Genomic DNA, 19359 nt, shown 5'->3' on the forward strand with positions numbered 1-19359 from the left:
GGATTTGCCGAACAATGCGGCGGGCGTTTGATCCCTACCGCGACGCCGGGTTGCTGCCTACAGTTCGACATCCGCAGCACATGCTGCGTCCTTGGACTTCAGCAGGAGACACCCGCCCATGACCGCCACCGCCTACCAGACCCGGTTCGGGTCGCTCAAGAATTTCGAGAAGGGTCGCGTCGAGCCGATCGCCGACGACGTGCGCCACTATGCATTCTCGAACTGTTTCGAAATTGCGAGCAACAGCAAGCCGTACGAGAAGGTCGTGTTCGGGCAGAACCAGATCTACGTGCTCGAGACGCTGCGCGCCGAGGGCAACTCGCCCTGGTACACCTGCGCGCATGACGAGTTCGCGCTGGTGATGGACGGGACGGTCGAGGTGCACCTGGTGCAACTCGACGCTGGCCAGGCCGTGGCCGATACCGACAAGAATGGGGCGGTGCTCGTGCGGGGTGAGCCCAAGGGCAAGAAGATGGGCTGGATGAAGCTCTCGCGTGGCCATCAGGGCTTGCTGCCCAAGAACACGGCCTACCAGTTCCGCGCACCGGGCGAGCCCGGTGTGATCGTCCTGCAGAGCTGCAAGGGCGACCTCTCGGTCGAGAAGTGGGCCGACATCTGCCAGGCTCATTGACTCGCCCCCAGTCTTCGCGCACTTCGTGTCGCTTCGCCAACCCCCTACCGGGGGCAACACCGGCGGCCCGGCGAAGCCGGTTCCGCGGTGTTCCACGAAAGACACGGCACTTGAATATTCAAGACCAGATGAGGAAAACATCATGAACGCACCCGCAGAACTCGCCAAGGTCATCGCATCGCAGCCGAATGCTTCGCTTGGCTACAAGGACTTTTCGCTCGGCAGCTTCGGCTTCCGCCGTGACGAGTATTTCGTCCACATCAACTGGAAAACGCGCGACGGCCGGCCTATGAGCCACACCATGGACGCCGGCAGCTACCTGCGCGCGCTGATGCGCGACGTGGCCTGGGGCTTCTTCTACGGCTGGGTCAATTTCGACCACGTGTTCGGCACGGTCAACCACTACCAGTCGGTCGACCTGTATGCGGGCAGCTTCAACGGCACGATGAAAGAGGCGGGCATCGACCTGCTGGAGAACTTTCCGAGCGCGCAGATCCGCGCCACCTTCGAAGCCATGCTCGACGACTGGACCAACGAGACCTTCGATCCGTTCGCGGCACCGCAGGAAACCGGCTCGCCCTACGGTCGCAAGAACGGCAACAACACCGCCAAGGTGACGCGCGCCCGTGAACTCGCCACGCGCTGCGTCGGCCTCAAGGGCGACCTGAACCTGCGCAGCGACGCGAGCGGCGCGCCGGTCAACCGCGCGTTCGCCGATGTCTCCCAGGAGCAACCCGAGCTGCACCCGGAGCCCGGCTTCGAGAACGAGGTGCACGCATTCAGCCTGTTCGGCTTCCTGAGTCGTTCGCAGGTGACCTGGAACCCGAGCTTCACTTCGGTGGTGAAGCACAGCTACATGTGCCCGACCACCGAAGAGCACATCCTGCCGATCATCCATGGCAACGACCGTGTCGAGTGGTTCTTCCAGATGACCGACGAGATCCACTGGGACTGCGCCGACAAGAACACCGGCAAGCCGATGGCCCGCGTGATCATGAAGGCCGGCGACATGTCCGCCATGCCGGCCTATTGCCGCCACCAGGGCTTCAGCCCCAAGCGTTCGATGCTCCTCGTCTGGGAGAACGGTTCGCCGACGCTGGTCTACGAGATCCAGAAGGGCGAGAGCCCCGAGGTTCCGGTTCAGTTCTGACAAGCCTGCGGCCCAGCCGGCCGCACCACGAAAGCCATTCATGAATCTCGCGGACCTCCAGGCCGCGGTGGGCATCGTCACGCCCATTCGCCACCAACTCTTCATCGACGGGCGTTTCGTCGACGCCGAGTCGGGCGAGACGCTGGCCACGCTCAATCCGCACGACAACTCGACCATCGCCGACGTCGCGCTCGCCGGCAAGGCCGACGTCGACAAGGCGGTGGCCGCCGCGACCCGCGCATTTCCGGCCTGGAGCCGCATGGCGGCGGCCGACCGCGGCCGCATCCTGCTTCGGCTGGCGGATCTGATCGAGGCCAACGCCGAAGACCTGGCCCGCCTGGAATCGCTGGACACCGGGCATCCGGTGCGCGACTCGCGCGCGCTCGACGTGCCGCGCACCGCCGCGTGCTTTCGCTACTTCGGCGGCATGGCCGACAAGTTCCAGGGCGAGACCATCCCGGTCGAGGCCGGCTTTCTCAACTACACGCTGCGCGAGCCGGTCGGGGTGGTTGGCCAGATCGTGCCGTGGAACTTTCCGCTGATGTTCACCAGCTGGAAGATGGCGCCGGCGCTCGCCGCCGGCAACTGCATCGTGATGAAGCCGGCGGAGATCACGCCTTTGACGTCGCTGCGCATCGCCGAGCTGATGCAGGAAGCCGGCCTGCCCGACGGCGTGGTCAACATGGTGCCGGGCATCGGGAGCGTGGTGGGCCAGTACATCGCCGAGCATCCGGGCATCGCAAAGGTCGCGTTCACCGGCAGCACGGCCACGGGTCGCCGCGTGGTGCAGGCGAGCGCGGGCAACCTGAAGAAGGTGCAGCTCGAGCTCGGCGGCAAGGGGCCGAACATCGTGTTCGAGGACGCGTTTCTGCCGGCCGCCATCAACGGCAGTGCCTGGGCCATCTTCCACAACCAGGGACAGGCCTGCATCGCCGGCTCCCGGCTGGTGCTGCACGAGAAGATCGCCGATGCCTTCCTCGACAAGTTCATTCCGCTGGCGCAATCGATCCGCCTCGGCAACCCGCTGGATCCGGCCACCGAGATGGGCCCGCTCACCAGTGCCCAGCACAGCGAGCGCGTGCTCGCCTATGTCGACGTGGCCACCGCGCAGGGCGGCGAGCTGCTCGCGGGCGGCAAGGCGCCCGGCGGTGATCTTGCGCGCGGCTGCTACGTCGAGCCGACCATCGTGCGCGCCCGGTCGTACCGTGACCGCGTGGCGCAGGAGGAGGTGTTCGGACCGTTCGTGACGGTGCTGACCTTCAAGGACGACGCGCAGGCCATGGAGATCGCCAACGGCACCGAGTACGGCCTGGGCAGCGGGCTGTGGACGTCCAACCTGCAGCGCGCGCACAAGATGGCGCGCGACCTGCACGCCGGCATGGTCTGGATCAACAGCTACAAGCGGGTCAATCCCGGCTCGCCGTTTGGCGGCGTGGGGCAGAGCGGCTACGGCCGCGAGATGGGCTTCGACGCGATGCGCGAATACACCCAGGTCAAGAGCGTGTGGGTCAACGTCGATGCACAGATCCCGCCGCACTTCAAACGCTGACGCCGGAAACCACACCCCATGACCTACAGCATCTTTCGATATCTGGCCGCCTGCGCGCTGCTTTTGTGCGGGGCGGCCCCGATCCAGGCGCAAGACTGGCCGAGCAGGCCAGTGCGGCTCGTGGTGGCGTTCCCGCCTGGGGGGATCGTCGACAACGTGGCGCGCCAGATCCAGCCGCGCTTGCAGGCGGCGCTCGGCCAGCCCGTGATCATCGACAACCGCGGCGGCGCCGGTGGCACGGTGGGCTCGATGGAAGTCGCGCGCGCCGCACCCGACGGTCACACCCTGCTGATGGTGTTCGACAGCTATGCGACCTATCCGCTGGTCTATCCCAAGCTCGGCTTCGACGTCGCCAAGGATCTGCAGCCGGTCACGCAGATCGCGAGCAACCCGCTGGTGCTGGTGGTCAATCCCAAGGTGCCCGCCAACGATTTCAAGAGCTTCGTGGCGCTGCTCAAGTCGCAGCCGGGGCGCTACAACTACGCGAGCGTCGGGCCCGGCTCGAGCAACCATTTGACCGCCGAGCTGTTCAAGGCCGTGAGCGGCACCTTCGTCACGCACATTCCCTACCGCGGCGGCGGCCCGGCCCAGCAGGACTTGCTGGGCGGGCAGGTCGAGATGATGTTCCTGTCGGCCGTGCTGGCGCAGCCGAACGTCAAGGCCGGCAAGCTGCGCGCGCTGGCGCAGACCGGGGCGCGGCGCGTGAGCGCCTACCCGGACACGCCGACCGTTGCCGAAAGCGGCTACCCCGGCTTCGAGGTGAACTCGTGGGTCGGCATGCTGGCCCCGGCCGGCACACCGCGCCCGGTCATCGACCGTCTCCAGGCGGAGGTGCGCAGGATCGTCACCGACCCGGCCTTCGCCGCGCGCCTGCAGGAGCAGGGCCTGACCGGCATCGCCAACACGCCCGAGCAGTTCGCGACGGTGCTCAGGGCCGAGCAGGACAAGTGGACGCGGCTGGTGCGCGAGCGCCAGCTCAGCCTCGAGTAGGGCCGGGCCATGGCCGTGCGCGACTTCATTCACACCAGCCAGCCGCAGCGCGTGGTGTTCGGCGCGGGTTCGCTGCAGCACCTGGCGCGGGAGATCGACGCATTGGGCATGCGCCGTGCGCTGGTGCTCAGCACGCCCGAGCAGCGGGCCCAGGCCGAGCGCGTGGCCGACATGCTGGGCGCGCAGGCCGCGGGCGTGTTCGACCGTGCCGTGATGCATGTGCCGATCGAGACCGCCCGCGAGGCGCGCGAGGTCGCCAGGCGCCTGGGCGCGGACTGTGCCGTGGCGATCGGCGGTGGCTCGACCACCGGCCTGGGCAAAGCCATTGCGCTCGATTCGGGATTGCCGATCCTGGCCATTCCGACCACCTATGCGGGCAGCGAGATGACGCCGATCTACGGGCTCACCGAGGGCGGCCTGAAAAAGACCGGTAAGGACTTCCGCGTCCTGCCGCGCACCGTGATCTACGACGCCGAGCTGTCGCGCACGCTGCCGGTGGGCCTCTCCGTGACCAGCGGCATCAATGCCATCGCGCATGCGGCCGAAGGGCTCTACGCGCAGGACAGCAACCCGGTGATGGATCTGATGGCGCAGGAGGGGATCGCGGCGCTGGCGCGGGCGCTGCCGGCGATCCGCGCCCGGGCCGACGACATCGAGGCGCGGGGCGACGCGCTCTACGGGGCCTGGCTCTGTGGCAGCGTGCTTGGCAACGTCGGCATGGCGCTGCACCACAAGCTGTGCCACACGCTGGGCGGCAGCTTCAATCTGGCGCATGCCGAAGTGCACACCGTCGTGCTGCCGCACGCACTGGCCTTCAACGCCGCAGCCGCGCCGCAGGCCATGGCGCGCATCGCCCGGGCGCTGGGTGCGCAAGCAGCACCGCAGGGAATCCAGGATCTGGCCCGCCATAACGGCGCGCCGGTCGCGCTGCGCGACATCGGCATGAAGGAGACCGACCTGGACAGTGCGGCCGACATCGCGGTGCGCAACCCCTACTGGAATCCGCGGCCCTTCGGCCCGGCGGAGCGCGACGCGATCCGCGCGCTGCTGCAGCGCGCCTGGGCTGGCGAGCCGCCCGGTTGATCCCCCGAGTTTTTTCAGGCAGATCCAACGAGAAGGAGACATTCATGACGCTCAATCGCAGACAGTTCACCCAGGCCGCCGCCGCATGGGCCGCCGCGGGCGCCACGCCGCTGGCGCTCGCGGCCGACACGCTCAAGATCGGCTACGTGTCGCCCCAGACCGGCCCGCTCGCGCCGTTCGGCGAAGCCGACAAATGGGTCATCGAGCAGATGAAGACGGCGTTCAAGGACGGCATCAGTGTCGGCGGCAAGAAGTACGCGGTGCAGATCGTGCTGAAAGACAGCCAGTCCAACCCGAACCGAGCCGGCGAGGTCGCCAACGACCTGATCCTCAAGGACAAGGTGGCGCTGATGCTGACGGCCGGCACGCCCGAGACCGCCAATCCGGTCAGCGATGCCTGCGAGCTCAACGAGGTGCCCTGCGTGTCGAGCGTGGTGCCCTGGCAGCCCTGGTTCTTCGGCCGCAAGGGCGACCCGGCCAAAGGCTTCAACTGGACCTACCACCTGTTCTGGGGCCTGGAGGACGTCATTGGCGCTTTCACCAGCGGCTGGAAGACCGTCGCGACCAACAAGAAGGTCGGCGGCCTGTTCCCGAACGATGGCGACGGCAATGCCTGGGGCGACAAGGAGCTGGGTTTCCCGAAGCCGCTCTCGCAGATGGGCTTCACGCTCACCGACCCCGGCCGCTTCCAGAACGGAACGCAGGACTTCTCCGCGCAGATTGCGGCGTTCAAGAAGGATGGCATCGAGATCGTCACCGGCGTGGTGATCCCGCCCGATGCCAAGACCTTCCTGACCCAGGCAAAGCAGCAGGGCTTCAAACCCAAGGTCATCACGCTCGGCAAGGCATTGCTGTTCCCGGGGGCGATCGAGGCGCTCGGCGAACTCGGCTACGGCCTCTCGACCGAAGTGTGGTGGAGTCCGTCGCACCCTTTCACCTCGAGCCTGACAAAGCAGAGTGCCAAGGCGCTGGCCGAGGCCTACGAGGCCGGCGCGAAGAAGCAGTGGACGCAGCCGATCGGCTTTGCGCATGCGCTGTTCGAAGTGGCGTCCAACGCACTGTCGCGTGCCAGGTCGCTGAAGCCGGCCGACGTGCGCGATGCCGTCGCCGCCACCTCGATCGATTCCGTGGTGGGGCCGGTGAAGTGGGGCGGCCAGGGCCCGATGAAGAACGTCAGCAAGACGCCGCTCGTGCTCGGCCAGTGGAACAAGGGCAGCAAGTACAAGGTCGAGCTGACCATCGTCAACAACGAGCTGGCCAAGAACATCCCGACCGGCGGCACGCTGAAACTGCTCTGACATGGCGCTGCTCGCTCTTCATGCCGTCAGCAAGGCCTACGGCGCGCTCAAGGTCACCGACAGCATCACGCTGGCGGTCGAGGAGGGCGAGACGCTGGGCATCCTCGGGCCGAACGGTGCGGGCAAGACGACGCTGTTCAACCTGATCTCGGGCGACGTGCGCGTGGACGCGGGGCGCGTGGAGTACGAGGGGCGCGACGTCACCGGCCTGAAGCCGCACCAGCGCTGCCATGCGGGCATCGGGCGCAGCTACCAGGTGCCGCAGCCGTTTGGCAACATGAGCGTGTTCGAGAACCTGGTGACGGCAGCCTGCTTCGGCGGAAAGCAGCGCGAGCGCGAGGCCTGGCAGACCGCCCACGAAGTGCTGGAGCAGACCGGACTCATGCCGCATGCCAACCGGCCGGCCGGTGGCCTGACGCTGCTGAACCGCAAACGGCTCGAACTGGCGCGGGCACTGGCCACACGGCCCCGGCTGCTGCTGCTCGACGAGATCGCGGGCGGGCTGACCGAACACGAGGCCCGTGTGCTGGTCGACGAACTGCGGCGCATCAAGGCGCGCGGCGTCACGATGATCTGGATCGAGCACGTCGTGCACGCGCTGCTTTCGCTGGCGGATCGGCTGTTCGTAATCAACTTCGGCCAGAAGCTCGCCGAGGGCGAGCCGCAGGCTGTCATGGCCGACGCCGAGGTGCGGCGCGTGTACATGGGGATGGAAGCATGAGTGCCACGCCGAGAAAGAGCCGAGCATGAGTGCTGACGTGACCCGGCTACTGGCGACCCGCGGCCTGCAGGCCTTCTACGGCGACGCGCAAGCGCTGTTCGGCATCGACTTCGAGCTCGCGAAGGGCGAGTTGGTCGCCATCATCGGCTCCAACGGGGCCGGCAAGTCGACTTTTCTGAAATGCCTGACCGGCCTGGTGCGCGCACCGCACACGGCGATCGAGTTCAAGGGCGAAGCGATCGGGGGAATGCCCGCGGGCGAGATCGTGCGGCGCGGACTGGCGCTGGTGCCGGAGGGCCGGCGTCTGTTCCCGAGCCTGAGCGTGGAGGAGAACCTTCTGATGGGAGGCCTCACGCAGCGGCCGGGCCCGTGGAACCTGCAGCGCCTCTATGCACTGTTTCCGATCCTGGCCGAGAAGCGGCAGCTTCCGGCTACCTCGCTCTCGGGCGGCCAGCAGCAGATGGTGGCGCTCGGTCGCGCGCTGATGAGCAACCCCGAGGTGCTGTTGTGCGACGAACTGTCGCTCGGGCTGGCGCCGATCGTCATCCGCGAGATCTACGCCGCCATGCCGGCCATCACCGGCGAAGGTATGACGGTGGTGATCGTGGAGCAGGACGTGACCATGGCGCAGCGCGTGTCGCAGCGCATCTACTGTCTGCAGGAGGGTCGCGTCTCGCTGCAGGGGCGCTCCGACGCGTTCACGCGTGAGCAGATCTCGCAGGCCTACTTCGGCCTCTGAACCGGGCCCGACACCATGATCGAAACCCTCATTCAAGGCCTGCTGCTCGGCGGCCTTTACACCTTGTTCGCCCTTGGCCAGTCGCTCATGTTCGGCGTGATGCGGCTGACCAATACGGCGCAGGGCGACTTCATCATCCTGGCCGCGTTCACCGCCATTGGCGGCATCGCGCTGACGGGCGGGGCGCCCGGGCTGGTTGCGCTGGCGGTGCTGCCACTCGCGTTCGGCTTTGGCTATGCGCTGCAGCGCTACGTGCTCAACGGCACGCTGGGAAAGGATCCGCTGCCCTCGCTGGTGGTGACCTTCGGCCTGTCGATCGTGATCCAGAACCTGCTGCTCGAGATGTTCTCGGCCGACCCGCGCGCGATCGAGATCGGCGGGCTCGCCACGCAGGGCGTGCAGGTGGGCGACGCGCTCTCGCTGGGCGTGCTGCCGCTGGTCGTGCTGGCGGTTGCGGTGGCCGTGACTGCGGCACTGCAGTGGCTGTTTGCGCACACCGCGCTGGGCCGCTCCTTCCGGGCCGTGTCGGACGACCGCGAAATCGCCGAGCTGATGGGCCTGGATGCCCGAAAGGTCTATGCGCTCGCGACCGCCATCGCGTTCGTGCTGATCGCCATCGCAGGCGTGCTGCAGGGCATGCGCACCACCGTGTCGCCGTCAGACGGGCCACTGCTGCTGTTGTTCGCGTTCGAGGCCGTGATCATCGGCGGCATGGGTTCGTTCTGGGGCACGCTGGCCGGCGCCATGATCCTCGGGCTGACCCAGCAGATCGGCTTCAGGCTCGATCCGGGCTGGGGCATCTGGTTCGGGCACATTGTTTTCCTGGCGGTGCTGGTGCTGCGCCCGCAAGGCCTTTTTCCAAAGACCAAAGGCTGAAACCATGGACAACGACATTGCAATAACGAACCCGACCTTCGACGTGGTGCGCGGCAATCGTGCCAGCCATACCGCGCTGGCGATCGGTGCGGCGCTCGTGCTGCTGGCGGCCAGCCTGCCCTGGTGGGGCGAGTCGAGCTGGATGCGCGAGTTCGTCGAGATCGCCTGCTATTTCATCTTCGCCATGATGTGGAACCTGCTCGCCGGCTACGGCGGCATGGTGAGCATCGGGCAGCAGGCCTTCTTCGGATTCGGCGGCTACGTGATGCTGATGCTGGGCAACTTCGCGGGGGTCAACCCGTTCGTCGCGATCCCGCTGGGTGCATTGGCGGCCGCGCTGGTGGCGGTGCCGGTGTCGTTCGTCGCGTTCCGGCTGTCGGGCGGCTATTTCGCGATCGGCACCTGGGTGATTGCGGAAGTGTTCCGGCTCTCGTTCGCCAATGTGTCGGCGGTCGGCGGCGGCTCCGGCACCACGCTCACCGCCTTGCGCGGCATCGAGAAAGCCACGCGCGAAAGCGTGACCTACTGGATGGCGCTGGCCTGCGTGGTCGCGGCCATTGCGCTGGTGTACCTGTTCCTGCGCAGCAAGCGCGGCCTGGCCCTTCTGGCAATCCGCGACAACGAGGTCGCGGCGGAGTCGCAGGGCGTGCCGGTTCAACGCATGAAGCTGGCGGTCTACGTGGTGGCGGCCTTCGGCGCCGGGCTGGCCGGGGCGCTGTATTTCGTCGGCAACCTGCGCATCAGCCCCGATGCGGCCTTCAGCGTCAACTGGTCGGGCTTCGCGATCTTCATGGTGGTGATCGGCGGTATCGGCCGCATCGAAGGCCCGCTGGTGGGCGCGCTCATCTTCTGGGCGCTCAACAAGTTCCTGAGCGACTACGGCACCTGGTACCTGCTCGGGCTGGGGTTGCTCGCGATCGTGGTCACGCTGTTCTTCAAGCAGGGCCTCTGGGGCTATGCCCAGCAGCGCTGGGGCTGGTCGCTGTTTCCGACCCAGCGAAAGCTGGTTCAGTCCGGCGCCTGAGCACTGCCGTTGCAATCCCGAACCGTCCGTCACAAGAGAGAGGCATTCATGCGGAACATCAACGAAAACACCATCACACCCGCGGTACTCGCGAGCCTGGCCGACTGCCCTGATCCCCGGCTTCTGGAAGTGTTGTCGGCGCTGGTGCGTCATATGCACGATTTCGCACGAGAGGTGAAGCTGACGGAGGCCGAATGGATGGCAGGGATCGAATTCCTGACCGCGACCGGGCAGAAGTGCGACGGCAAGCGACAGGAGTTCATTCTGCTGTCGGACACGCTCGGCCTGTCCACGCTGAACGTCGCGCTCAATCACGCCAAGGGTTCGCAGGCGACCGAGGCCACGGTGTTCGGTCCCTTTCACGTACCCGGTGCACCGGAATTCGAACTCGGCGATGACATCTCCGGTGGCGCCGCCGGCGAACCGCTGTTCGTGCAGGCCACGGTGCGCGGGCCGAAGGGCGAACCCATCGCCAATGCGCAGGTGGACGTCTGGCAGGCCGATGCCGAAGGGTTCTACGATGTTCAACGCGCAGAGCTGTCGACGGCACAAGGCCGGGGCGTGCTGCGCACCGACGCGTCGGGACGCCTGTGGTTTCGAGGCGTGATGCCGGTGGCCTATCCGATCCCACGGACGGCCCGGTTGGACGCATGCTGAACGCGACGGCCCGACACCCCTGGCGGCCTGCGCATGTGCACTTCATGATCGTGGCGCCGGGCTATGAAACCTTGATCACCCATGTCTTCAGTGATGGGGATCGTTATCTCGACAGCGATGCTGTGTTCGGCGTGCGCAGCTCGCTGATCGGCGACTTCGTGCGTCATCCGCCGGGCGAGGCGCCTGACGGGAGCGGACAACCGACGCCGTTCCACGTGCTCAACTTCGACTTCGTATTGGAACCAGTTGCGGCGACCATGAGCCGCGACAGTGCCCGGACGCCATGATGGGCATCCGACACTTCGTCATCTTCGCCACGGATCGGCCTGGCGCAGAGTCTCTCCGACAGGAGAATCGCGAGCGGCACCGCGCATACATCCGGCAGCCTGATGGGAATGGCGTTGTGGCGGTTCTAGGCGGAGCGACTTTGGACGAAGCGGGTCTGATGAACGGCTCCATGCTCGTCGTCGCGGCTGAAGATAAGGTTGCTGCAAGAGCATTCTTTGCCTCGGATCCCTATGTGGTGGGTGGCCTGTTCGCAGAAGTTATCGTCCGGGAGTGGCGTTGGGGGCTCGGCCGCTGCGAATCATGCCAAGTGTGATGACCTTCAACTCAGGCCGCAGCAGCCATCGGCCAAGTGAACCTGAACCGTGGTGGCGCCACGGCGCGCGCACTTCACCCTGCGCCTATCGATAGCCCGCGAGCTCGTGCTTGGCGATCGCATTGCGATGCACTTCGTCCGGGCCGTCGGCCATGCGCAGGTGGCGGGCATAGGCCCAGAAGTTCACCAGCAGCGTGTCCTGGCTCAGGCCCATGGCGCCGAAGGCCTGCATCGCGTCGTCGATCACCTGGATGCAGTTGTTGGGCGCGATCACCTTGATCATCGCGATCTCCTTGGCTGCCACCTTGTTGCCCACCGTGTCCATGCGCCAAGCCGCATGCAGCACCATCCAGCGGGTCTGGTCGATCAGCATCCGGCTCTTCGCGATGCGTTCGCGCCAAACGCCCTGTTCGGCCAGCGGCTTGCCGAAGGCCACGCGCGACACCACGCGCTCGCACATCATCTCCAACGCCGATTCGGCCATGCCGATCATGCGCATGCAATGGTGGATGCGCCCCGGGCCGAGGCGACCCTGCGCAATCTCGAAGCCGCGGCCCTCGCCAAGCAGGATGTTGTCCACCGGCACGCGCACGTTCTCGAACAGCACCTCCGGGTGGCCGAAGGGCGCGTCATAGTGATTGACCAGTGCCATGTCGCGCACCACCTTGATGCCGGGGGTGTCGGCGGGCACGATGATCATCGACTGCTGGCGGTGGCGATCGGCGTTGTCGGGGTCGGTCTTGCCCATCAGGATGAAGAGCTTGCAGCGCTCGTTCATGGCACCCGTGATGTACCACTTGCGCCCGTTGATGACGTACTCGCCGCCCTCGCGCCGGATGCTGCAGGCGATGTTGGTGGCGTCCGAAGAGGCCACGGCCGGTTCGGTCATCGCGAAGGCGGAGCGGATCTGGCCATCGAGCAGCGGCTGCAGCCAGCGCGCCTTCTGCGCGGCCGAGCCGTAGCGCTCGATAACCTCGGTGTTGCCCGTGTCCGGCGCGCTGCAGTTGAACGCTTCGGCGCTCCAGTAGCGCCGGCCCATGATCTCGCACAGCGGCGCGTACTCCAGGTTCGTCAGCCCGGCACCGTGCGCAGTTTCGGGCAGGAACAGGTTCCACAGGCCCGCTGCCCGGGCCTTTTCCTTGAGATCTTCCAGCAGTGGCAGGCCGGTGTAGAAGCCGCCGCTCTTCTGTGCGCTCAGGTAGGACTGATGCGCTTCCTCGGCCTGGCGCTGCTCGTTCGGGTAGATGTGCGCGTCCATGAAGGCGAGCAGGCGGGTGCGCAGATCCTGAACCTTGGGCGTGTAGGCGAATTCCATGCGGATGACTTTCGGGTGAGGGATGATGACCGACGTATTGCTGCAGGTTGTCTCTGATCAGCAAGCGGATGGTGCAGCTCGAATGGAAGTGCCTCCATGGTGCCCGGATCGGGCTCCCCCGGCTGTCTCCTGCATGACGGAGCGCGCGTCCTCAAATAGAGTTTACTGAGCGGCTAGCATCGTTAAATGATCTGGCTAGCGTTGCTGACCTCAACAGCAGTTCCGAGTGATCAAGCGCCAATTCGGTCTCGCGAAGGTGAGGTTCAAGGGGCTGGCAAGAACACGGCGCATGTGATCACGCTGTTTGCGCTGTCCAATCTGTGGATGGCGCGCAAGAAATTGATGGCGATGATGGGACGGGTGCGTCCGCAAACAGCCTGAGGGCGCTGGATGAGGGGCAGACATCATCGATTCGGGGCATCTGGCGGCGCGATTCATCACCATGCACACCATTGGCCTTCATCGCAGGCCAATTGGTGACCTGTTCAGACCTTCCCTAGTCAGCCACTGAAGCTTCACCCCCGTCGTCTGCAAGACGTACCTTGTAAAAGTTGTGCAGTTTGCTGACGTTGAAAAGTTCTTAGCATGTCTCGCGCGAGTTCCGGCCTGCCGACGAACGGGTGTGCGTTCATCGGCCGCGGACTCACTTGGCCAGCACCAGGACGGGCTTGCCTTTCTCGACGATGTAGGTGGCGAGTTCCGATGCCTGCCCGCTGCCCACGTTCTTCGCCGAGTGCACCACGCCGGCGGGGATGAACAGGGCCTCGCCGGCCTTCAAGGTGACGGGCGGCTTTCCGTCAAGCTGGTATTCCATCGTGCCTTCGAGGACATAGGCAATCTCTTCGCCTGGATGCGAATGCCTGCCGAACGCCGCACCCGGGGCGAAGTCGACGCGCACCTGGATGACCTCGCGTCCCTGGATGCTGAGGTCGCTGCGCATGATGTCGGTGCGTCCGATGCCGGTTGGCTGGGCCTGGGCCGGCAGCAGCGAGAGGCTGCCGCCTAGAAGCAGCGCGGCCGCTGCGAGGATTCGAGTGGTCTTCATGGAATGTCCTTTCATTGGGACGGTGATGGATCGAAGAGGTCGGGACTGCGGTGAAGGCCGAATCCCGGCACGTCCGAAGGACGCGCCGAATGAATTACATCGGCCGCGTGTATCCCGGATGTGTCGAGCGGCGCGGGCTTTTGAAATCCAACGTACGCGAGCCGTCCCGAGACACACTGGCATACATAGGCGCGCCCTACACCGGGCGATTGGGCCACGTACTCCCAGCCCGTCACGGCGCCGCTCATCGTCGATGCCTTCAACGTTTTCCCGTCGGAGGGAGACAAGGTCTGGCCCGCCATAGAGAAAATCGCGCAGGAGGTGGGCCTGCAATGTGGTCCGGTCAGGGACCTTGATGATCCGTATCTGGGCATGCCGGAACGAGGCACGCTTTCGGGGTGCGTAGAGAGTCTGGTCGAGATGGATCCGGAGGCCGGTGCCATCGTTGGCGAAGCGGTGACGCGACATGGTGGGGCGTCCCATTCGCTCTGCTGGCGAGCCGAAGGTCTCCATGAGAGTGGTCGGCGGCTTTTCGGCCGCACAGTATGTGGATAGGGTGTTCGAAGTTCAAGGCATCAAGATGGCCTCGCGGAGACGCGCCTATCTGAGGGGGCCCGATATGAAGCGGGTGCGCGGTCTATTGCTGGTCTCCATAGACTTGAGTGACTTCTCGTTCACCTAGGATCGCCCGAACCTTGGGTCACCCGTCGCGCCGACGCCGTCAACGTTTCAGAATGGTCCTGAAGAGCATTAGGCTGCCTTCTTCGGCTGCACGAGCGCCGGGTTCGCTTGATACAACTGCGGGAACTTGCGCTTCAAGTTCTCGATCTTCGGCAGTTCATGGATCAGCACATAAGGATTGGCCGGATTGAGGGTCACGTAGTCCTGATGGTAGGCCTCCGCCGGATAGAAGACTCGACCCGACTCCACCTTGGTTGCGAGGGCCTTGCCGAAGGTGTTCGATCGATTGAGTTGCTCGACATACCCGCTGGCCACGCGCGACTGCTCTGCATTCGTGGCGAAGATCACGGAACGGTACTGCGGACCGTAGTCCGGCCCCTGCCTGTTGATCTGAGTGGGATCATGAGCCACGGAAAAGTAGATCTGCAGTAGTTGGCCGTAGTTGATCTTCTTCGGATCGTAGGTGACGCGCACAGCTTCGGCATGGCCCGTCTTGCCGCTCTCCACTTTCTGGTAGTCCGCTGTTTCGGCGGTTCCACCGGCATAGCCCGACACCGCGCTGCTCACACCCAAAACGTGCTGGAACACGGCCTGGACGCCCCAGAAACACCCGCCCGCGAGGACCACTGTTTCGAGTCCAGCATTCTTCGCCGAGGTGACATCGATTGCTGTCGGCGGAACGGGGTGGGCCGGGCCAGCCCAAGCCGCGGGATGCAGCACGAGCACCACCCCCAAGGCAAGGCCTGCAAGCGCACACCTGCCTCGCGTGTCGAGACGCGGAGTGCGATGAAAACGAGAACTCATAGATAACTCCGATGAATGAGAGAACAGGACAGTCAGCGGATTCTGATCACGGATCACTTCGTCCCCCTAAAGGGCGTGTCCCTCTGTATCCCTGCTGACTCATTCACACACTACGTTGCACTGCCGCAGGTCTCGCGTGCCGCTTCACCGAAGCACAGCGGCCTTTGAGTTCGAGAGGCTGGCGCCTCTGACGGCTGGCCTTCGAGTACCGGCTTCATTGAGCTCGCTTGTTGAACACCGCACCGACGGAGGCGATTCTCGCGCGCTATGTGAGCCGACAGTGGGCAAAGCGGCGGGCGTGATGCTCGAGGCGGCGATCCGGCGGAACGAGCACGCCGTAGTATCAGCGTGCCGTGCCGGTCGCCACGGCGGCTGTGCCGGCCGGGTGACGATCCGCCCGCGCGATGCGCAGGTGTGCCCATTCGGCCACGAACAGCGCCACGGCGATGAACACGGCGCCGACGGGGCCGAGGTAATGGCTGTTGATCCACGTGAGGGCCGCGCCGCCGACGAGCCCCGACATCGACACACCGACATAGATGGCTGTCGAATGCAGCCCCAGCAGCAGCGGCGCCGCCGCAGGCGTGATCCCGATCAGACGGTGCTGCTGCGGCACGAGCAGGCCCCAGCCACACAGGCCCCAGACGACAAGGGCGGGCAGGGCGGTCGCGAGCGAGGCCGAGCTCCAAGGGAGCAGTGCGAAGTCCAGCGCGACCACTGCGATGGCAACGTTGATGATGCGGCGGCTGCCGAAGCGGTCGGTCAGTCGGCCGGCGACCAGATTGCCGACAGTCGCGGCCACGCCCCAGAGCAACAGCAGAGCGGCGAGCACCCGCGCGTCGCCGCCAGTGGCCCGGTCGAAACTCGATCCGATGTAGGAGTAGACGAGGAAGAGGCCTGCATAGACTAGCCAGGTGGTGAACAGCGTCAGCAGCACGCGCGCATCGCCCAGCGGCGCGAGTCGGCGCGCGAGGCTGACGGCCGGCGGATTCGGGATGTCCCGCAGGTACCATGCCACTCCGATCGCGGCCAGGGTGCCGACGGCGGCGACGAACCACATCGTTGCGCGCCAGTCCAGCCATCCTCCGATGAAAGTTCCCAGCGGCGCGCCTAGCGCGGTCGCGCTGGACAGGCCGGCTATGACGATGGCGAGCGCACGGCCGCGCTGCTCCGCCGGCACCAGCGACGCGCCGGAAGCCGTCGCCGTCGGGCTGAACATGGCTGCGCCCAGGCCGGCCAGCAGCCGGCTGGCCAACACGAGTTCGATGCTCGGCGCCACGGCGGTGATGACATTGCCGAGCACGAACACCGCGAGTCCAGCAAGCAGCACCCGCTTGCGCGGCCAGTGCGCCGCCGTCGCCGCGATGACCGGAGAAAGCAATGCATAGCTCAGCGCATAGACAGTGATCATCTGCCCGGCCATCGCGATGGACACATCGAGCGAGGCGGACACTTGGCCCAGCACGCCGGCGACGACGAAGCTGTCGGTGCCGATCGCAAACATGCCGCCGGCCAGAACAAGAAGGCGTTTGTCCATGAGAAGAACTCCAGAAAGCCTCGAGCCGCAGATGCGGGAGTCGAGTGAGCGAAGTTGCGTGACGAAACTTACTAAACCATCAAAGTTTCATCACGAAACTATTCTTCACGAGCATGGCCCTGTCACCGGGCGCCCGCGAAGTTGGCCTATTTCGACGCTCCCGCAAGCTTGCCGGTGTAGTCCGGCAGATGCTTTTCGACGTCCGGATCGGTCTGCAGGCCAAGCTCCATCAGTTGTCCGATCCGCTGCTGTGCCGCGGGGCGTTTTACCGAGCGGAGGAAGGCATCCCATTCAGCGCCGATCTGATCGTTCGGCGGCAGGCTGTTGCGATTCACCAGGCCCTTGATGTCGCCGATGGTCTGCTTGTCGAACCCGGCGATGCGACGGGCCATCGAGTCGACGAAGGCGTCCAGCTCGGCGTCCGGCAGCGCACGGTTGACATAGCCGTAGCGCTCGGCGAGCTCGCCGTTGATGTCACTGCCGGTCAACAGCACTTCGAGCGCACGGCCGCGTCCGATCAGCCGCGGCAGACGGGCCATCGGGCCACCGCCGGGAACAAACCCGGCGCCGATCTCGAATTGCGACAGCATGGCCTTCTCGCGGCTGGCGAATCGCATGTCGCTGGCAAGGGCAAGCTCGCTGCCCACGCCGCTGGCGCGCCCGCGGATCAACGCAATAGACACGACCGGCGCCTTGCTGATTCGCACCAGCATGTCCGGCAGCTGCGGCAGCCCGGTCGGCCCGGGAGGCAGGCTGGTCGTGTCGGCCAACGGCGGCACGAAGTCGTAGTGGGTCAGGAAGAAGTTGGGGACGTCGCTGTCGAACACGACAACCCTGACGTGCGGGTCGGCTTCGATCGCAGTCACGACCTTGTTCAACTGCGGGGTCGTATTCGGCCCGTAGATGTTGAACGGCGGGTTATGAAAGGTGACTCGCCAGTATTCGGGCGTCACTCGCGTGAGACGGATTTGGTCCTTGGCATCGGTGGATGACCGAGGCTTCGAAGTCTGCTGGGCTGCCGCTGAGGTGTTCTGCGCATGCGCAGGTGCCGTGATAGCGAAGATGGAGGCGAGCAGTGCCGGAGCGAGAAGGTGAAACTTCATACTGAACTCCTAAGGCGATGGTGAAAAGTCCGCGAGTCGTACGATTCGAAATTGATCGTCGTTGTCAACGGTTCTGCTTAATCAAACCAGACTCGTGACGTCACGTCCATTGGACGATGGTGTTGAAATAACTTCGTATATGGCGGCACGAGGTCGGGTCAGCTCGGTGCCGTTCGCCATGAAACGTGCGATCTCCTGGCTCGATCGACCCCGGGGGCGGGCGTCGATGCCGTAGCAATCGGTGCGCACGCGCAGACCGCCTCGCGGAGGATCGGGCGCGGGCTACTTCGCCTTTGCGTCGCGCTGTCGACGAAACTCGAGCGCCGGCAGGCCACCCCATCCCCAGTTGTCGGTATCGACCTCCTCGATGATTACGAAGGTACTTTCGAGCGGCTTGTTCAGCACGCCGCGTAGCATCTCGCTGGCCCCTTTGATCAATGCAGCCTTCTCTGAAGCCGTGACTGCACTGGCTCCAGGTTGACTGCCTTCGCGGGTGACCTGAATGGTGACAATAGGCATGGGCTGTTCCTTAGGTTGCCGGCGCGGCATCTGGCTCGGTGCGCTCGTTGGTCTCGAGCCGCGCCATCGTGGATCACATCAGAAGTACCAAGTCGAGTCCATTGGACGATGGTGTCGCTCATGCCAGCCGCTCACACCAACGAAAGCTCATCGGTCGGATGCTGAAGAAGGGCTATACGGAGGAGTCGAGGAGCAACTTGGGCGGACCAAGGCGCGGTGCGCGCCGTAGCCAGCTGGGTGGCTCGGGCCATCATCTGTCGCGACAGAAGACCTTCCCCGTGAAGCACGGAGAAGGGCGTTCTGAGCAGTCTCACCAACGACCAGCAGACTGGCCGCCATCGACGTGGAGGATCTCCCCGGTCACGAACGAAGCCCCCTCGAGGAAGAGGACCGCCTTCACGATATCGTCGATCTCGCCCATTCGTCCCACCGGATGCAGTCCATTGAGCGCCTCGTGGGTTTCAGGCGGGTTCATCGGCGTCTTGATGATGCCGGGCGAGACCGCATTCACGCGGATGCCCCGCGCCGCATACTCGATGGCGAGCGACTTCGTGGCGGCGTTCAGCCCGCCTTTCGTCAGCGAAGCCAAAACGGAGGGAACGCCTTGGATCGGTTGATCCGCGAGACTGGTCGTAATCTGAACGATGTGGCCGGACCCCTGCTTCTCCATCCGTTTCACGGCCTGCTGGCTGACGTGGAAGAAGCCCTCGAGGTTGGTCGAGATGTTCGCCGCCCAGTCGGCCGCGGTGAAATCCGTGAACGGCTTGGCCATGAAGATCCCGGCGTTGTTGACCAGGGTGTCGACGCGCCCGTAGCGTTCCACGCCCGACTGCAGGATGCGCTCGGCCGTTGCCGCGTGGGCAATGTCGCCTTGGACTGCCAGGATGTCCGGATCGTCGCTCGGACGAATGGACCGCGAGTTGGCGACGACCCGGAAGCCGGCCGCCCGGTAGGCCTTGACGAGGGCGGCGCCGATGCCGCTGGAAGCGCCGGTGATCACGGCGACTTTGCTAACGCTATTCATGATGCTGTCCTT

General features: G+C 65.3%; 18 protein-coding genes and 2 pseudogenes. 13 read left to right on the plus strand and 7 right to left on the minus strand.

The features are described from left to right. Positions 1-118 precede the first annotated feature (118 nt). From ACSFA8_RS19520 to ACSFA8_RS19575, 12 genes and pseudogenes are all read left to right on the plus strand, one after another. Positions 119-631, plus strand: coding sequence for a cupin domain-containing protein (locus ACSFA8_RS19520; RefSeq protein ID WP_435481140.1), 513 nt, complete (start codon positions 119-121; stop codon positions 629-631). A gap of 142 nt (positions 632-773) precedes the next feature. Next, positions 774-1781, plus strand: coding sequence for a hydroxyquinol 1,2-dioxygenase (locus tag ACSFA8_RS19525; protein ID WP_435481141.1), 1008 nt, complete (start codon positions 774-776; stop codon positions 1779-1781). Between the two features lie 85 nt (positions 1782-1866). Beyond that, positions 1867-3330: an aldehyde dehydrogenase family protein gene (locus tag ACSFA8_RS19530; protein WP_435481297.1), complete on the plus strand. Its 1464-nt coding sequence runs from the start codon at positions 1867-1869 to the stop codon at positions 3328-3330. Between the two features lie 18 nt (positions 3331-3348). Further along, entirely contained in the window at positions 3349-4320 is a 972-nt protein-coding gene (locus tag ACSFA8_RS19535) for a Bug family tripartite tricarboxylate transporter substrate binding protein (RefSeq protein ID WP_435481142.1), read from the plus strand. 9 nt (positions 4321-4329) lie between these two features. Next, on the plus strand, positions 4330-5403 hold the full coding sequence (locus ACSFA8_RS19540) for a maleylacetate reductase (protein WP_435481143.1): 1074 nt from the start codon (positions 4330-4332) through the stop codon (positions 5401-5403). Positions 5404-5447: 44 nt separating this feature from the next. Then, positions 5448-6701: an ABC transporter substrate-binding protein gene (locus tag ACSFA8_RS19545; protein WP_435481144.1), complete on the plus strand. Its 1254-nt coding sequence runs from the start codon at positions 5448-5450 to the stop codon at positions 6699-6701. Position 6702: 1 nt separating this feature from the next. Further along, complete coding sequence (locus ACSFA8_RS19550) at positions 6703-7422, plus strand: ABC transporter ATP-binding protein (RefSeq protein ID WP_435481145.1); 720 nt, start codon at positions 6703-6705, stop codon at positions 7420-7422. Positions 7423-7447: 25 nt separating this feature from the next. Further along, on the plus strand, positions 7448-8161 hold the full coding sequence (locus ACSFA8_RS19555; protein ID WP_435481146.1) for an ABC transporter ATP-binding protein: 714 nt from the start codon (positions 7448-7450) through the stop codon (positions 8159-8161). A 15-nt stretch (positions 8162-8176) separates the two neighbouring features. Continuing rightward, complete coding sequence (locus ACSFA8_RS19560) at positions 8177-9037, plus strand: branched-chain amino acid ABC transporter permease (protein ID WP_435481147.1); 861 nt, start codon at positions 8177-8179, stop codon at positions 9035-9037. Between the two features lie 4 nt (positions 9038-9041). Continuing rightward, positions 9042-10061 (plus strand): branched-chain amino acid ABC transporter permease, encoded by a 1020-nt coding sequence (locus ACSFA8_RS19565; RefSeq protein WP_435481148.1) that lies wholly within the window; start codon positions 9042-9044, stop codon positions 10059-10061. A gap of 48 nt (positions 10062-10109) precedes the next feature. Further along, positions 10110-11005 (plus strand): annotated as a pseudogene (locus tag ACSFA8_RS19570) (intradiol ring-cleavage dioxygenase). Next, positions 11005-11319 (plus strand): YciI family protein, encoded by a 315-nt coding sequence (locus ACSFA8_RS19575; RefSeq protein WP_435481298.1) that lies wholly within the window; start codon positions 11005-11007, stop codon positions 11317-11319. Before ACSFA8_RS19570 ends, ACSFA8_RS19575 begins: the two are co-directional and overlap by 1 nt. An 85-nt stretch (positions 11320-11404) precedes the next feature. On the opposite strand, the gene ACSFA8_RS19580 is transcribed toward ACSFA8_RS19575, so the two are convergent. After that, the gene (locus ACSFA8_RS19580) at positions 11405-12634 is read right to left on the minus strand and encodes an acyl-CoA dehydrogenase family protein (protein ID WP_435481149.1); all 1230 of its coding nucleotides are present in this window, start codon (positions 12632-12634) and stop codon (positions 11405-11407) included. A 211-nt stretch (positions 12635-12845) separates the two neighbouring features. On the opposite strand from ACSFA8_RS19580, the pseudogene ACSFA8_RS19585 reads away from it, so the two are divergent. Continuing rightward, positions 12846-13015: pseudogene (locus ACSFA8_RS19585) on the plus strand (IS5/IS1182 family transposase); the annotation flags it as partial. Between the two features lie 262 nt (positions 13016-13277). Here ACSFA8_RS19585 and ACSFA8_RS19590 read toward each other — a convergent pair. The 6 genes from ACSFA8_RS19590 to ACSFA8_RS19615 form a co-directional block, all read right to left on the minus strand. Next, positions 13278-13679: a cupin domain-containing protein gene (locus ACSFA8_RS19590; RefSeq protein ID WP_435481150.1), complete on the minus strand. Its 402-nt coding sequence runs from the start codon at positions 13677-13679 to the stop codon at positions 13278-13280. Positions 13680-14429: 750 nt separating this feature from the next. After that, the gene (msrA, locus tag ACSFA8_RS19595) at positions 14430-15164 is read right to left on the minus strand and encodes a peptide-methionine (S)-S-oxide reductase MsrA (RefSeq protein WP_435481151.1); all 735 of its coding nucleotides are present in this window, start codon (positions 15162-15164) and stop codon (positions 14430-14432) included. 343 nt (positions 15165-15507) lie between these two features. Further along, positions 15508-16701 carry an MFS transporter gene (locus ACSFA8_RS19600; RefSeq protein WP_435481152.1) on the minus strand — a complete coding sequence of 398 codons (1194 nt, stop codon included), beginning with the start codon at positions 16699-16701 and terminating at the stop codon, positions 15508-15510. Positions 16702-16847: 146 nt separating this feature from the next. Continuing rightward, positions 16848-17804, minus strand: coding sequence for an enoyl-CoA hydratase/isomerase family protein (locus tag ACSFA8_RS19605; protein WP_435481153.1), 957 nt, complete (start codon positions 17802-17804; stop codon positions 16848-16850). Between the two features lie 282 nt (positions 17805-18086). Further along, a complete protein-coding gene (locus ACSFA8_RS19610; RefSeq protein ID WP_435481154.1) occupies positions 18087-18323 on the minus strand; it encodes a tautomerase family protein in 237 nt (78 codons plus the stop codon). Between the two features lie 310 nt (positions 18324-18633). Beyond that, a complete protein-coding gene (locus ACSFA8_RS19615) occupies positions 18634-19347 on the minus strand; it encodes an SDR family NAD(P)-dependent oxidoreductase (protein ID WP_435481299.1) in 714 nt (237 codons plus the stop codon). Positions 19348-19359: the final 12 nt, after the last annotated feature.

Source organism: Variovorax nitratireducens (genome assembly GCF_051216545.1).
Lineage (GTDB): Bacteria > Pseudomonadota > Gammaproteobacteria > Burkholderiales > Burkholderiaceae_C > Variovorax.

What these genes read in the sequence shown, in the direction of transcription:
- ACSFA8_RS19560 (WP_435481147.1), top strand. Translation starts at nt 8,177, where the DNA reads ATGATCGAAACCCTCATTCAAGGCCTGCTGCTCGGCGGCCTTTACACC.
- ACSFA8_RS19535 (WP_435481142.1), top strand. Translation starts at nt 3,349, where the DNA reads ATGACCTACAGCATCTTTCGATATCTGGCCGCCTGCGCGCTGCTTTTG.
- ACSFA8_RS19520 (WP_435481140.1), top strand. Translation starts at nt 119, where the DNA reads ATGACCGCCACCGCCTACCAGACCCGGTTCGGGTCGCTCAAGAATTTC.
- ACSFA8_RS19550 (WP_435481145.1), top strand. Translation starts at nt 6,703, where the DNA reads ATGGCGCTGCTCGCTCTTCATGCCGTCAGCAAGGCCTACGGCGCGCTC.
- ACSFA8_RS19605 (WP_435481153.1), bottom strand. Translation starts at nt 17,804, where the DNA reads ATGAAGTTTCACCTTCTCGCTCCGGCACTGCTCGCCTCCATCTTCGCT.
- ACSFA8_RS19545 (WP_435481144.1), top strand. Translation starts at nt 5,448, where the DNA reads ATGACGCTCAATCGCAGACAGTTCACCCAGGCCGCCGCCGCATGGGCC.
- msrA (WP_435481151.1), bottom strand. Translation starts at nt 15,164, where the DNA reads ATGAGTTCTCGTTTTCATCGCACTCCGCGTCTCGACACGCGAGGCAGG.
- ACSFA8_RS19575 (WP_435481298.1), top strand. Translation starts at nt 11,005, where the DNA reads ATGGGCATCCGACACTTCGTCATCTTCGCCACGGATCGGCCTGGCGCA.
- ACSFA8_RS19555 (WP_435481146.1), top strand. Translation starts at nt 7,448, where the DNA reads ATGAGTGCTGACGTGACCCGGCTACTGGCGACCCGCGGCCTGCAGGCC.
- ACSFA8_RS19525 (WP_435481141.1), top strand. Translation starts at nt 774, where the DNA reads ATGAACGCACCCGCAGAACTCGCCAAGGTCATCGCATCGCAGCCGAAT.
- ACSFA8_RS19565 (WP_435481148.1), top strand. Translation starts at nt 9,042, where the DNA reads ATGGACAACGACATTGCAATAACGAACCCGACCTTCGACGTGGTGCGC.
- ACSFA8_RS19600 (WP_435481152.1), bottom strand. Translation starts at nt 16,701, where the DNA reads ATGGACAAACGCCTTCTTGTTCTGGCCGGCGGCATGTTTGCGATCGGC.
- ACSFA8_RS19590 (WP_435481150.1), bottom strand. Translation starts at nt 13,679, where the DNA reads ATGAAGACCACTCGAATCCTCGCAGCGGCCGCGCTGCTTCTAGGCGGC.
- ACSFA8_RS19615 (WP_435481299.1), bottom strand. Translation starts at nt 19,347, where the DNA reads ATGAATAGCGTTAGCAAAGTCGCCGTGATCACCGGCGCTTCCAGCGGC.
- ACSFA8_RS19540 (WP_435481143.1), top strand. Translation starts at nt 4,330, where the DNA reads ATGGCCGTGCGCGACTTCATTCACACCAGCCAGCCGCAGCGCGTGGTG.
- ACSFA8_RS19610 (WP_435481154.1), bottom strand. Translation starts at nt 18,323, where the DNA reads ATGCCTATTGTCACCATTCAGGTCACCCGCGAAGGCAGTCAACCTGGA.
- ACSFA8_RS19580 (WP_435481149.1), bottom strand. Translation starts at nt 12,634, where the DNA reads ATGGAATTCGCCTACACGCCCAAGGTTCAGGATCTGCGCACCCGCCTG.